This window comes from Mycobacterium sp. TH-M11 (assembly GCF_057473725.1).
This window is the reverse complement of record NZ_JBYCLD010000303.1, coordinates 1-13087: the sequence shown is the minus strand read 5'-3', so window position 1 is coordinate 13087 and position 13087 is coordinate 1. Positions and strand designations below refer to the sequence as shown.

The 13087-nt window shown below is 67.0% G+C and carries 13 protein-coding genes; 9 read left to right on the top strand and 4 right to left on the bottom strand.

Going from position 1 to position 13087, the window contains the following annotated elements; genetic code table 11:
- From AC2VOG_RS12515 to AC2VOG_RS12505, 3 genes are all read right to left on the bottom strand, one after another.
- Nucleotides 1–1064, bottom strand: a 1064-nt coding sequence (locus AC2VOG_RS12515) for an FAD-binding oxidoreductase (RefSeq protein ID WP_486940215.1), incomplete at its 3' end; no start/stop codon positions are given.
- A 33-nt stretch (nt 1065–1097) separates the two neighbouring features.
- On the bottom strand, nt 1098–1769 hold the full coding sequence (locus AC2VOG_RS12510; RefSeq protein ID WP_486940214.1) for a GAP family protein: 672 nt from the start codon (nt 1767–1769) through the stop codon (nt 1098–1100).
- Between the two features lie 7 nt (nt 1770–1776).
- Complete coding sequence (locus AC2VOG_RS12505; protein WP_486940213.1) at nt 1777–2091, bottom strand: hypothetical protein; 315 nt, start codon at nt 2089–2091, stop codon at nt 1777–1779.
- A 215-nt stretch (nt 2092–2306) separates the two neighbouring features.
- Between AC2VOG_RS12505 and clpB the strand changes: the two genes are divergently transcribed.
- The 9 genes from clpB (at nt 2307) to AC2VOG_RS12460 (ending at nt 12531) form a co-directional block, all read left to right on the top strand.
- A complete protein-coding gene (gene clpB, locus AC2VOG_RS12500; protein WP_486940212.1) occupies nt 2307–4853 on the top strand; it encodes an ATP-dependent chaperone ClpB in 2547 nt (848 codons plus the stop codon).
- A 150-nt stretch (nt 4854–5003) separates the two neighbouring features.
- The gene (gene ttfA, locus AC2VOG_RS12495; protein ID WP_486940211.1) at nt 5004–5855 is read left to right on the top strand and encodes a trehalose monomycolate transport factor TtfA; all 852 of its coding nucleotides are present in this window, start codon (nt 5004–5006) and stop codon (nt 5853–5855) included.
- Nucleotides 5856–6165: 310 nt separating this feature from the next.
- Nucleotides 6166–6705, top strand: coding sequence for an orotate phosphoribosyltransferase (pyrE, locus tag AC2VOG_RS12490; RefSeq protein ID WP_486940217.1), 540 nt, complete (start codon nt 6166–6168; stop codon nt 6703–6705).
- A 23-nt stretch (nt 6706–6728) separates the two neighbouring features.
- On the top strand, nt 6729–7601 hold the full coding sequence (locus AC2VOG_RS12485) for a hypothetical protein (protein ID WP_486940216.1): 873 nt from the start codon (nt 6729–6731) through the stop codon (nt 7599–7601).
- Nucleotides 7598–8242 carry a TrmH family RNA methyltransferase gene (locus AC2VOG_RS12480; protein WP_486940210.1) on the top strand — a complete coding sequence of 215 codons (645 nt, stop codon included), beginning with the start codon at nt 7598–7600 and terminating at the stop codon, nt 8240–8242. The genes AC2VOG_RS12485 and AC2VOG_RS12480 overlap by 4 nt, the downstream gene beginning before the upstream one ends.
- A 16-nt stretch (nt 8243–8258) precedes the next feature.
- Nucleotides 8259–9374 carry a glycoside hydrolase family 76 protein gene (locus tag AC2VOG_RS12475; RefSeq protein ID WP_486940209.1) on the top strand — a complete coding sequence of 372 codons (1116 nt, stop codon included), beginning with the start codon at nt 8259–8261 and terminating at the stop codon, nt 9372–9374.
- Complete coding sequence (locus AC2VOG_RS12470) at nt 9367–10716, top strand: 3-oxoacid CoA-transferase (RefSeq protein WP_486940208.1); 1350 nt, start codon at nt 9367–9369, stop codon at nt 10714–10716. The genes AC2VOG_RS12475 and AC2VOG_RS12470 overlap by 8 nt, the downstream gene beginning before the upstream one ends.
- A gap of 24 nt (nt 10717–10740) precedes the next feature.
- The gene (msrB, locus tag AC2VOG_RS12465; RefSeq protein WP_486940207.1) at nt 10741–11238 is read left to right on the top strand and encodes a peptide-methionine (R)-S-oxide reductase MsrB; all 498 of its coding nucleotides are present in this window, start codon (nt 10741–10743) and stop codon (nt 11236–11238) included.
- Between the two features lie 102 nt (nt 11239–11340).
- Nucleotides 11341–12531 carry a PE-PPE domain-containing protein gene (locus tag AC2VOG_RS12460; protein WP_486940206.1) on the top strand — a complete coding sequence of 397 codons (1191 nt, stop codon included), beginning with the start codon at nt 11341–11343 and terminating at the stop codon, nt 12529–12531.
- Here the strand turns inward: AC2VOG_RS12460 and AC2VOG_RS12455 are convergent.
- A partial coding sequence (locus AC2VOG_RS12455) for a DedA family protein (protein WP_486940205.1) occupies nt 12515–13087 on the bottom strand: 573 nt, incomplete at its 5' end. The genes AC2VOG_RS12460 and AC2VOG_RS12455 overlap by 17 nt on opposite strands.

Below are 13087 nucleotides of genomic sequence, written 5' to 3'. Positions count from 1 at the left end.
AAGATCTGGCGGTCGCCCCAATTGCCGTATCGGGTGACCACGTCCATCAGCCTGCCGGTCTGGCGCAGATGCAGGCCGCGCGGCGGCGTCACGTCGGCATAATCCGCGGCCCATCCCGGGTCGGCGGCGAACTCGGAGACCGGTGTCACCGCCAGCCACGGATTGTTCGCCGCGATCTGCCACAACGTCGGCAGGTCGTAGAGCTCGCAGGGGTAACGGCCGCCGAAAAACAAGTGCACACGCGGGTTTTCGCCCCAGCGGGTGAGATCCATGATGATCGACCGCAGCGGGGCGAGCCCGGTGCTGCCCGCCACCAGCAGCACGTCCCCGCCGTCGCGGTCTATCTGCAGAGCACCGTGCGGGCTGGACAGTCGCCACCGATCGCCGCGCTGCGTCTCGTTGACGATCGCGTTGCTGACCAGGCCACCGGACACCGCGCGGACATGAAACTCGACGGCGCCGGTACCGTCCGGCGGGATGGCTGGCGTCAGGTACCGCCACCGCCGCGGGCACTGCGGCACAGCGACGTTGACGTATTGGCCCGCGTGATAGGGCATCGGCTTGTCCAATTGCAGCCGGACCACCGCCAGGTCCCGGGACACCCGGAGGTGTTCGACCACGCTGCCGTCCCACCAGGCCGGTCCGTCCTCGGCGTCGGCGGCGCCGCTCATCACCCCGGTGATCAGGTTCACCGATTGCTGGGCGGCCGCGTCGACGGCGTCGGTCCACACGTCGGCCAGGGCGTCGCGCAGTGTCGCGTACAGCGCCCGCCCCAACGATTCGTAGTGCTCGGCCAGCACCCCGTACTTGCGATGATCACGACCCAATTGGGCCAACAACGCCACCGGCTCTTCCGCGCGCTGAGCGACCAGCTCGCCGTAAACCCACTTCAGCGCCTGCGCGAAGGCGGTCCGCTGGGCAAACATATCGGGCGGGAACAGGTCACGCGGTGACCCGTCGAGAGAGAACCAGCGGGTGTAGAACCGGCCGATGAGCCCGTTGCCGTCGTCGGCGTCGACGGCGCCGTGCAATACCGTCAGCGCATCGCGGTCGTTGAGGCTCACGGCCGCCGATTTTATGCCTGTACGGGCGCAACCCTAGAGCGCGTCGATGCCGTGGTAGAGCACCATCCCGCCGATCAGCACCAACACCGCGGCCAGCATCGCAGCATTGTTGCGCTCCATCCACTCCTTGAGCCGCGCCATCGGCGCGTCCAATCGGTGGCCGGCGCCAACGTAGGCCAGGACGGGGATCGCGACCGTCGACGCCGCGACGGCGACATAGATCGCCCCGGTGAGCAGTTGGCCCGTGCTGTCGAGATTGCCGCTGCCGATGGCCAGGCCCGCCAGCGCGCACATGGTCAACACCTCGACCCGCACCGCCGTCAACGCCAATCCGATGGCTGCGGCCCGTACGGGGGTGAGGGTGGCGAACGACCGCATCCACTTCGGTGACTCGGTGTGGCCCTTGCGGGTCAGCCAGCGGTAGATGCCGAACGCGATCAGCGCCGATCCCAGCACCACGCGCGTCCATGCCGCCCAGGTCGGTGGCTTGCCGTGCAGGCCGCTGAGGGCGTCGGAGGACGCGACGAACGCGGAGGTCAGCGCGACCAGGCCGGCCAACCAGCCGCCGAGAAACGCGAGGCCGGTCGGTCGGGGCCGCGGCGTCTGCAGCACCAGTACCGCCGGGATAACCGACAGCGGCGAGATCGACACGACCAGCGCCAGCGGAATCAGCGTGGCCAGCAAGGAAACCCATCGTCCTGTCACGGGCTGATCATCGCACCTGGCGCTTCCGTTTCAGGGTCCACGCCGGCACCCAGTGCGTGACGGTCTTGCGCGTGGAGCCGTAGGCGATCGGATAGCTGACCAAGCCCCACCAGTCGCCCTGCTCGCAGATGCCCCAACAGGTCAGCCGGCCCTCGACGACCTTGTGTAGCTGTAGTCCGTTCGGGTGATAGCGCCCGCTGCGGTGCGGCTCGCGGGGGAAGAGCACGCTCAGATCGATCAGCACGGCGACCGGCGGGCGCACCACCCGAAACGGGTTGCGGAGCGGCTGCCCGTTGTATCCGATCGACGCGAGCTCACCCACTTTTCGATCATACGTTCGAATACCGCCCTTTGTCGCCGACTGTGCAGGTTGTCGTCGGCGTCGCCGGGAGTTCTGCATCAGATGCTGCACAGTGGGCGGGCGGACCAAAAATAGGTAGGGTTGAGCGGAACAGACTCAACCTTGACGGCGTTGAACAACACGACGAGCATTTTTCCCGGGCCGCTTCAGGCCCAACCGACCCGAATGGAGGTGTCGTGGACTCTTTCAACCCGACCACCAAGACGCAGGCAGTACTGACATCGGCCTTGCAGGCGGCGACCGCCGCCGGCAACCCCGAGATCAGGCCGGCTCACCTGCTGTTGGCGCTGTTGACGCAGAACGACGGGATCGCCGCGCCGCTGCTGGAGGCTGTCGGGGTCGAGCCCGCCGCCGTCCGTGCTGAAGCGCAGCGCATCCTGGACCGGCTGCCGCAAGTCAGCGGTGCCAACTCGCAGCCGCAACTGTCCCGCGACTCGCTGGCAGCTATCACCACCGCCCAACACCTGGCCACCGAGATGGACGACGAATACGTCTCCACCGAGCACCTGTTGGTCGGTCTGGCCACCGGCGACTCTGAAGTCGCCAAGCTGCTGACCGGACACGGCGCATCGCCGCAGGCGTTACGCGAGGCGTTCGTGAAGGTCCGCGGTAGCGCCCGCGTCACCAACCCCGACCCCGAGGCCACCTATCAGGCGCTGGAGAAGTACTCCACCGACCTGACCGGGCGTGCCCGTGAAGGCAAGCTCGATCCAGTCATCGGCCGGGACAACGAGATTCGTCGCGTCGTGCAGGTGCTGAGCCGGCGCACCAAGAACAACCCGGTGCTGATCGGTGAGCCCGGTGTCGGTAAGACCGCGATCGTGGAGGGCCTGGCCCAGCGCATCGTCGACGGCGACGTCCCAGAGAGCCTGCGCGACAAGACGGTCGTCTCGCTCGACATGGGTTCGATGGTGGCCGGGGCCAAGTACCGCGGCGAATTCGAGGAACGGCTCAAGGCGGTGCTCGACGACATCAAGAACTCCGCCGGTCAGATCATCACGTTCATCGACGAACTGCACACCATCGTCGGCGCCGGCGCGACCGGCGAGGGCGCGATGGACGCCGGCAACATGATCAAGCCGATGCTGGCCCGCGGCGAACTGCGACTGGTCGGTGCCACCACGCTTGACGAGTACCGCAAGTACATCGAAAAGGACGCCGCGCTGGAACGGCGCTTCCAGCAGGTCTTCGTCGGCGAGCCGTCGGTGGAGGACACCGTTGGAATCCTGCGTGGGCTCAAAGACCGCTACGAGGTGCATCACGGCGTGCGCATCACCGACTCGGCCCTGGTGGCCGCCGCGACGCTGTCCGACCGCTACATCACCGCCCGCTTCCTGCCGGACAAGGCGATCGACCTGGTCGACGAGGCAGCCAGCCGGCTGAAGATGGAGATCGATTCGCGGCCCGTCGAGGTCGACGAGGTCGAGCGATTGGTGCGTCGGCTCGAGATCGAAGAGATGGCGCTGGCGAAGGAATCAGATGATGCGTCCAAGGACCGCCTGGAGAAGTTGCGCTCCGAACTGGCCGACCAGAAGGAAAAACTCGCTGAGCTGACCACCCGCTGGCAGAACGAGAAGAACGCCATCGACGTCGTCCGCGACCTCAAAGAACAGCTGGAGACGCTGCGCGGGGAGTCCGAGCGCGCCGAACGCGACGGCGACCTGGCCAAGGCTGCCGAACTCCGCTACGGGCGTATCCCGGAAGTCGAGAAGAAGCTCGACGCCGCGTTGCCGCACGCCGAGGCCCGCACCGGCGTCATGCTCAAGGAGGAAGTCGGCCCCGACGACATCGCCGACGTGGTGTCGGCGTGGACGGGTATCCCGGCCGGCCGGCTGCTGGAAGGCGAGACCGCCAAGCTGCTGCGGATGGAAGACGAGCTGGGCAAGCGTGTCGTCGGGCAGACGAAGGCCGTGCAGGCTGTGTCCGATGCAGTGCGTCGCACCCGGGCCGGGGTGGCCGACCCCAACCGGCCGACCGGTTCGTTCCTGTTCCTCGGCCCCACCGGTGTCGGCAAGACCGAGCTGGCCAAGGCGCTGGCCGACTTCCTGTTCGACGACGAGCGGGCGATGGTCCGCATCGACATGAGCGAGTACGGCGAGAAGCACTCGGTGGCCCGCCTGGTCGGTGCGCCGCCCGGCTACGTCGGCTACGACCAGGGTGGTCAGCTGACCGAGGCGGTGCGCCGCCGGCCCTACACCGTCGTGTTGTTCGACGAGGTGGAGAAAGCCCACCCGGACGTGTTCGACGTGCTGCTGCAGGTCCTCGATGAGGGCCGGCTGACCGACGGCCAGGGCCGCACGGTCGACTTCCGCAACACCATCCTCATCCTGACGTCCAACCTCGGGTCGGGCGGCACCGAGGAGCAGGTGATGGCGGCGGTGCGTGCGGCGTTCAAGCCCGAATTCATCAACCGGCTCGACGACGTGCTGATCTTCGAGGGTCTCAACCCCGGGGAGCTGGTCCAGATCGTTGACATTCAGCTGGCCCAGCTGGATAAACGGCTCGCGCAGCGGCGTTTGCAGCTCGAGGTGTCGGCGCCGGCCAAGGAATGGCTGGCACACCGTGGCTTCGACCCCGTGTACGGGGCGCGTCCGTTGCGCCGGCTGGTGCAGCAGGCCATCGGCGACCAGTTGGCCAAGATGTTGCTGGCCGGCGACGTGCACGACGGCGACGTGGTGCCGGTCAACGTCGGTGCCGACGGCGACTCGCTGGTGCTGGGCTGATTGGGTTCGAACGTCGACTTGTTGTCACCGATTCCCTGGTGAACTCCGCAACAGGTCGACGTTCGGCGCCGAGTAGAGAGCAAACATTAATTCGGTTGTGACCTGCTCGCATTCCCGGTCCGGGGGTCGCAGCGGTTACGCTACGTGGCGATGGTTCCGCTCTGGTTTACGCTCTCTGCGCTGTGCTTCGTCGGTGCGGCGGTGTTGTTGTACGTCGACATCGACCGCCGCCGGGGACGAGGACGGCGCCGTAAGTCGTGGGCGCGTTCGCACGGATTCGACTACGAGCAGGAATCCACCGAGATCCTCAAGCGCTGGAAGCGCGGTGTGATGTCCACCGTCGGCAGCAACATCCCGGCGCGCAATGTCGTACTCGGCCAGATCCGCGGCGAGGCGGTTTTCATCTTCGACCTCGAAGAAGTTGCCACCGTCATCGCGCTGCACCGCAAGGTCGGCACCAATGTCGTCGTCGACGTGCGGCTCAAAGGTCTCAAAGAGCCTCGTGAGAACGACATTTGGCTGCTCGGAGCGATCGGCCCGCGCATGGTGTACTCCACCAACTTAGACGCCGCCCGTCGGGCCTGCGACCGCCGGATGGTCACCTTCGCCCACACCGCGCCCGACTGTGCCGAGATCATGTGGAACGAGCAGAACTGGACGCTGGTCAGCATGCCGATCGCCAGCACCCGCGCTCAGTGGGACGAAGGTCTGCGGACCGTGCGCCAGTTCAACGACCTGCTGCGGGTGCTGCCGCCGGTGCCGCAATCGGCCGGAACGTCGGGCGAGTCGCAGGCGGGCAGCAGCCGCCGCAACGTCCCGCCCAGCCGCCCGTTGGCCCCGGCCGGCCACAGCGAGGCCCCGCAGCGTCAACCCGAGGCCCACTCCCGGGAAGGCGGGTCGACGACGCGTGCGGCGGTGAGCCCGCCGTCGACGCGTCACGAGCCCGTTCGTCGTCCGCCGACCGGTAATAGCGTTCACCAGGCGTCTCATCACCAACGCTGAGTTCACATCCGCCACATCGGTATCCGGCGGCGGCGGGTGACCGATGTGCCCGCTTGGAGCGGATAGATGCGAGATTCGCTCGGAGTCGGTCACAGCGGGCCTCGTGCACGGATCCGGGCTAAGTACACTGACGCGGTGCCTCGCCCCGTCGCCCTGATCACCGGGCCCACTGTCTTCGGCCGGAGCCGTGGCCGCGCTTAGGCCCGGCGACGATACCGGCCGCGCGGCGGCCGGGGGAGGAGCTGGGTATATCCGGCGTGAGCCCGGCGACGATACCGGCCGCGCGGCGGCCGGGGGAGGAGCTGGGCACATCCTGCGTGAGCCTCGCGACGAATTAGCGGACCTGGTAAGACAATTGGCGGTCGTGCACGGCCGCGTCACGTTGTCCTCGGGCAAAGAGGCCGACTACTACGTCGACCTTCGCCGGGCCACCCTGCACCACCGGGCGGCTCCGTTGATCGGTCGACTGGTCCGCGAACTGACCGCCGACTGGGATTATGTCGCGGTCGGCGGCCTCACCCTGGGTGCCGACCCGGTCGCCACCGCCGTCATGCACGCCCCGGGTCGCCCGATCGATGCGTTTGTGGTACGTAAGTCGGTGAAAGCCCATGGCATGCAACGCCTTATCGAAGGGCCCGAGATAGCCGGACACCGGGTGCTGGTGGTCGAGGACACCAGCACCACCGGCGGGTCGGCGCTGACCGCGGTGCGGGCGGTGCTGGCGGCCGGCGCCGAAGTGGTCGGCGTGGCGACGGTCGTCGACCGGGCCACCGGGGCGGCCGAAGCCATTGAGGCCGAAGGGTTCCCGTACCGCAGCGTGCTGGGGCTGGCGGACCTCGGGGTGGGTTAGCCGCGGTGCGCGCTGTCCTGGTGATGATCGCGGCGCTGGCGCTGGTCTGCGGCTGCTCGAATGCCGTCGTGCACCCGCAGGTCTACGGCGCGGCCGCCGCACGACTGGGGGAGTCGCTCGCGGTGCTGGGCTGGAACGCGTCGGTATCGAACCTGCGCTGGCAGGACGACGACGTGCTCGTCGACGTCGACGCGGCGCCGGCCGATCCGGCGAAACCGCATGCCGACCCGCGCGATATCCGGTTCGGGTTGTACGGCGCGCTGGCGCATCCGCTGGAGACTACCGGCATCGGCAGCTGCGACGGGGTCAAAAACCTGGTCGCCCAATCGCTTTCCGCGCCCGGCGGCAACCGGCTGACCGGCACGGTCTGCCTGGGCCCGATGAAAGACCGCGCGGCTGTCCGCGGCGTCTACCTCTATTCGCCGCGTGACCGTATCGCCGACACCGCAGCGGCCTATCCGGCGGCGTTCCCAGTCGGTGTCCTGCCGACCAAGGAAAGCGACACCGGCATGGTGGTCACAACCACCAGCATCGCGGCGTGGCGGGCCGACGGCATCTCGTTGACCCAGTCCTCGCTCGGCGACCCGGCGGCCTTCACGGGCAGCGGCTACATGCTGATCGGCCTGCAGGCCGACACCGTCGCGGCCAAATATCGCGACGACTCCGCGCATCGCGGCGGGCCGATGATGCTGCTGGCATCCCCGACGCTGCCACCGCCCGGGTTGAATCCGGCCTGCCTGGCCTATGGGTCCTCGGTGCTGGTCCTGCCCGAGGCGTCGCTGGACGCCGTGCACGTCAACGCCTCGCTGTGCACCCAGGGCGACCTCAACGACGCATTGCTCTACGCCACGGTCGCGATCGTCGGCACCCATGCCGCGGTCTGGACCACCAAATGAGCCAGCCGGGCCCCACCGAGTGGAGCGTTCCAGCGGCCGGTGTCGGGCCGTGGCAGGGGGACCTGCCCGACGACCCACGCTATGACCCGGAGTTGCTGCGTGACGGCGATTCCCGCAACGTCGTCGACGCCTACCGATACTGGACCCGGGAGGCGATCGTCGCCGACATCGACAAGCGCAGGCACCCGCTGCACGTGGCGATCGAGAACTTCGGCCAGGACGCCAACATCGGCGGCGTGGTGCGCGCCGCCAACGCATTCGCCGTCGACACCGTCCACATTGTCGGCCGTCGCCGGTGGAATCGCCGCGGCGCCATGGTCACCGACCGCTATCAGCGACTGCAGCATCACGACAACACCGCCGAACTGCTGAGCTTCGCCGCCGGCGCGGGCCTGACAACGGTCGCCGTCGACATCGTCCCGGGTGCGGCCCGGCTGGAGCAGACGGCGCTGCCGCGGGACTGCCTACTGCTGTTCGGCCAGGAAGGACCCGGCATCAGCGACGCCGCCCGCGACGGCGCCGCCCTGACCGTCTCGATCGCGCAGTTCGGATCGACCCGCAGTATCAACGTCGCCGTGGCGGCCGGCATCGCCATGCACGCCTGGATCAGCCAACACGGGCACATCGAACAAGCCTGGTAGGGCAGGATCAGCAGTCATGGATCAGGTCTGGGTCAACCGGGCGGTCAGCGCGGAGGCCGCTGTCGTAGGTCGCCATCACAAGAAGCTGTGGGCGCTGCCCGGCACCCAACTCGGCGTGGTGGGCTGGCCCGCGACCCGGCGCGACAGGTGGTTCGGCGGCTGGCACTACTGGTGGCAGGCGCATCTGCTGGACTGTCTCCTCGACGCCCAGCTGCGCGATCCGCAACCCGAACGCCGCGTCAGGATCGCGCGGCAGATCCGCGCACATCGCTTGCGCAACAATGGATCCTGGGTCAACAACTATTACGACGACATGGCCTGGCTGGCGCTGGCGCTGCAGCGGGCGTCGCGGATCGCGGACGTCGATCGCGAGCGCGCCCTGCGCAAGCTCAGCGACCAACTGGTCAGGGCATGGGTGCCCGAGGACGGCGGCGGTATCCCGTGGCGCAAGCAGGATCAGTTCTTCAACGCCCCGGCCAACGGCCCGGCCGCAATCTTTTTGGCCCGCTGCGGCGATCGGTTGCGGCGGGCCCAGCAGATGGCCGACTGGATCGACGCGACGCTGATCGACCCCGAGACCCACCTGGTGTTCGACGGCATCAAAGCGGGCTCGCTGGTCCGCGCCGAATACACCTATTGCCAAGGAGTGGTGCTCGGCCTGGAAACCGAGTTGGCTGCCCGCACCCGCGACGGCCGGCACGCGCCGCGGGTGCACCGCCTGGTGGCCGCGGTGGAGCAACACATGGCGCCCGCTGGCGTGATCCGCGGTGCCGGCGGTGGCGACGGCGGGCTGTTCTCGGGCATCACGGCCCGCTATCTGGCGCTGGTGGCCACGACGCTGCCGGGAGATTCCCCCGACGATGCCAAGGCCCGCGACACCGCCCGCCGCATCGTGCTCGCGTCGGCGCAGTCAGCGTGGGACAACCGCCAGACCGTCGAGGGATTGCCGCTGTTCGGGCCGTTCTGGGACCGTCCCGCCGACCTGCCGACGGCCGGGGGTGTGCAGGCGCAATTCGTGGCGGGCGCCGTCGCCGCGTCAGAAATTCCCGAGCGTGACCTGTCCGTGCAACTGTCCGGTTGGATGCTGATGGAGGCCGCTCACGCGGCGACCGAAGGGACCCGCGATGAGTAAAGTCCACGCCGACGCAGAGTCGGCATTGCGCGGCCTGTTGACGGACGGAATCACCATTGCCGCAGGCGGTTTCGGCTTGTGTGGCATTCCGGAGAACCTGATCCGGACTCTGGTCGACAGTGGCGTCAAGGACCTCACCATCGTCGGAAACAACGCCGGCGTCGACGATTTCGGCATGGGGTTGCTACTCAAGGCACGTCAGGTGTCCAAGGTGATCGCCTCCTACGTGGGGGAGAACAAGGAGTTCGAACGCCAGGTGCTGGCCGGGGAACTGGACCTCGTTCTGACCCCGCAAGGGACGCTCGCCGAGAAATTACGTGCCGGCGGCGCAGGCATTCCCGGCTTCTACACCCGCACCGGGTTCGGCACCAAACTTGCCGAGGGTAAAGAAACCCGGGTCTTCAATGGCATGGAATACGTTCTCGAAGAAGGCATTCGGGCCGACGTGGCGATCGTCAAGGCGTGGAAGGGCGACAAGGCGGGCAACCTGATCTACCGCAAGACCGCCCGCAACTTCAACCCGATGATCGCCACCTGCGCCGCGGTGACCATTGCCGAGGTGGAGGAACTGGTCGAGGTCGGCGAACTGGATCCCGACCAGATCCACACGCCGGGCATCTACGTCGACCGCATCATCGAAGGCCCCGGCTATGAGAAGCGCATCGAGTTTCGCACCACCAGCGGCGGCGCCGCGGTCAACAACGACAGCCCAATTCGTGAAGTCATGGCGCAACGCGCCGCCAAAGAGTTGCGCGACGGCTACTACGTCAACCTGGGTATCGGCATTCCGACGTTGGTGGCCAACTTCATTCCCGACGACATCACCGTCACGCTGCAGTCCGAGAACGGGCTACTGGGCATCGGCGCCTACCCGGCCGAGGACGACGTCGACCCCGATCTGGTCAACGCCGGCAAACAGACCGTCACCAGCCTGCCCGGGTCGAGCTTCTTTTCCAGCGCGGACTCGTTTGCGATGATTCGCGGCGGCCACATCGACCTGTCCATCCTGGGCGGCTTACAGGTTGCCGAGAACGGCGACCTGGCCAACTGGATGGTGCCCGGCAAGATGGTCAAAGGGCCCGGTGGGGCAATGGATTTGGTGTCCGGCGTCAAGCGGGTGATCGTCGTGATGGACCACACCGCCAAAGACGGCAGCCCGAAAATCCTTCGGCAGTGCACGCTGCCCGTCACCGGCAAGGCCGTCGTCGACATGATCATCACCGACCTGTGCGTCTTCGACGTCGGACCCGACCAGGGTCTGACGTTGATCGAGTTGCACCCCGGTGTGACCGTCGCCGACGTTCGCGCCAAGACCGGGTGCGATTTCACCGTCGCCGTCTGACCGCGCCGCCGTACGATGGGTGCCATGGCTACTCGACGCAACATCCTGCTCGGCGCCGCGTTCGGTGTGCTCGCCGGTGCGGGCGCTTTGACCGCGGTCAACGCGACCGGCGCCCCAGCCGGCCCAGCCAAGACGTTTGCGGTCGACCACACCGAACAGCAGTGGCGCCAACTGCTGTCACCGGCGGCCTACGACGTGCTGCGCAACGCGGGCACCGAGCGGCCCTACAGCAGCCCACTCAACGACGAGCATCGCTCCGGGACCTTCACCTGCGCGGGCTGCGGGCAGGCCCTGTACTCGTCGGCAACGAAATTCGAGAGCGGCACCGGCTGGCCCAGCTTCTACCAGGTGCTGGGCAACGCCGTGATCGAGCGGCCGGACAACAGCATGGGAATGTCGCGCACCGAGGTGCTCTGCAGCCATTGCGGCGGACATCTCGGCCACGTCTTCAATGACGGCCCGCCACCGACCGGACTGCGCTACTGCATGAACGGCGTGGGGATGGGTTTTCGCGCGGCCTGACAGCGCCGACCGAGGGCGCCCTCATTCGGGTGCGGCTGTAACCCCGATGCCTTATTGTGCTCGTGTAATACTCTCGTCGGGGGGTCGTGGAAGGATCCGACAATGCGGGCTCTCGGTTTCATCTGGTGTGTATTCGCCGCCGCCACAGCCGGTTTGGTGCCTTCGGCGGCGACGTCAGTCTCGATCCGGACGGACGCGGTGCGACTGGTTGACACCAGTGCTGATCTGCCGCTGGGGGACGGCACCGCGTTGTTCATGGGCGGCACCAGTATTCCGCAGCCGGGTCAGCTCTACCTCGACGCCGCCGACACGCTGTTTCTGCAGCCGCGCGGCTTCACCGGCACCCTGCAATCGCTGTTCACCCCCGAAAATGCAAGTGCCACGTCCGAATCGCGGGGCGAGCAGATTCTCGACTCCACGATCCTGCAGGACTACAACAGTGGAGACCTGAGCGCGCAGAACCCGCTCGTCGTCTTCGGCTACTCGCAGAGTTCGTCGATCTCGTCTGAAGTGATGCGCGAACTGGCCGGCCAGGGTGTGCCGAGCAACGACGTGCACTTCGTGCTGATCGGCGATCCGGACAACCCGAATGGCGGGTCGGAGATCGTGACCAGCCACCTGTACCCGGCGTATCTGCAGGCCAACGTCGCGACCCCGAACGATCTGTACCCGACCGACGTCTACACCGCCGAGTACGACGGTGTCGCCGATTCCCCGAAGTATCCGATCGATCTGCTCTCCGACCTCAACGCGTCGCTGGGCTTCATCTACGAGCACGGGACCTATTTGAGTCTCACGCCGGAGCAAATCAGCAGCGCCATCCAACTGCCAACCTCAGCAGCCGACACCATGGTCAACTACTACATCATTCCGGCCGATAGTCTGCCGTTGCTGGATCCGCTGCGGTTGATCCCTATCCTCGGGCAGCCCCTGTATGACCTGCTCGAACCCGATACCCAAATTCTGGTGAACCTCGGCTACGGCAGCATCGACCAGGGCTGGGCGTCGGGCAACGCCGATGTTGTCAGCACCGCCGGATTCCTTCCGAACATCAATCTCGGCGAACTGGCCACCGCGCTGGGCGCCGGCCTGCACACCGGCGTCAGCAACTTCCTCGCCGACCTGGCGAACCCCGACACCTACAAAATCACTCCGCTACTGCAAAACCCGTCGTTGACTGACGTGGCCGAAGCCGGATACCTCTACGGCTTCCTGCCCACGCCGGACCCCACACCAACAGAGGCATTGCAAGGCATCAGCGAACTGCTCCAAGCATTTACCGCGATGACGTGAGCCGGGCGGCGCGACGTCGCTTCAGGTATGCGCGGCCGGTCGCGATGAACGCCGGAATCATCGACACGAACAGGATTGCCAGGACGATCTTTTCCAGGTTCTGGTGGATGGCCGGCACATTTCCCAGGAAGTAGCCGGCGAGTGTGACGCCGCCACCCCACAGCACGCCGCCGACGATGTCGAAGGCCAGGTACACCGGGTAGCGCATGTAAGACACCCCGGCGACGACGGGTGTGAACGTGCGGACGAACGGCATGAACCGGGCCAGGATGATCGCCGCGGGCCCGTACTTCTCGAAGAACGCGTGCGACTCGGTCACGTGGTGCTGCTTGAAGAAGCGCGAGTCTTCCTTCTTGAACAGCGCTGGGCCGATCCGGCGGCCGATGAAGTACCCGGTCTGGTCGCCGGCGATCGCGGTCAGCGCCACGGCCGGGGCCAGCACCCAGATGTCGAGAGTGCCGTGGGCGGCCAGCAGACCGCCGGTGAACAGCAACGACTCGCCGGGCAGCAGCGGGAACAGCAGACCGGTCTCGACAAAGACGATGGCCAGGATCGT

Excerpts from the sequence above, each read along its gene's own strand:
- ttfA (WP_486940211.1), top strand. The coding sequence starts at position 5,004 with ATGGTTCCGCTCTGGTTTACGCTCTCTGCGCTGTGCTTCGTCGGTGCG.
- AC2VOG_RS12485 (WP_486940216.1), top strand. The coding sequence starts at position 6,729 with ATGATCGCGGCGCTGGCGCTGGTCTGCGGCTGCTCGAATGCCGTCGTG.
- AC2VOG_RS12480 (WP_486940210.1), top strand. The coding sequence starts at position 7,598 with ATGAGCCAGCCGGGCCCCACCGAGTGGAGCGTTCCAGCGGCCGGTGTC.
- AC2VOG_RS12475 (WP_486940209.1), top strand. The coding sequence starts at position 8,259 with ATGGATCAGGTCTGGGTCAACCGGGCGGTCAGCGCGGAGGCCGCTGTC.
- AC2VOG_RS12470 (WP_486940208.1), top strand. The coding sequence starts at position 9,367 with ATGAGTAAAGTCCACGCCGACGCAGAGTCGGCATTGCGCGGCCTGTTG.
- msrB (WP_486940207.1), top strand. The coding sequence starts at position 10,741 with ATGGCTACTCGACGCAACATCCTGCTCGGCGCCGCGTTCGGTGTGCTC.
- AC2VOG_RS12460 (WP_486940206.1), top strand. The coding sequence starts at position 11,341 with ATGCGGGCTCTCGGTTTCATCTGGTGTGTATTCGCCGCCGCCACAGCC.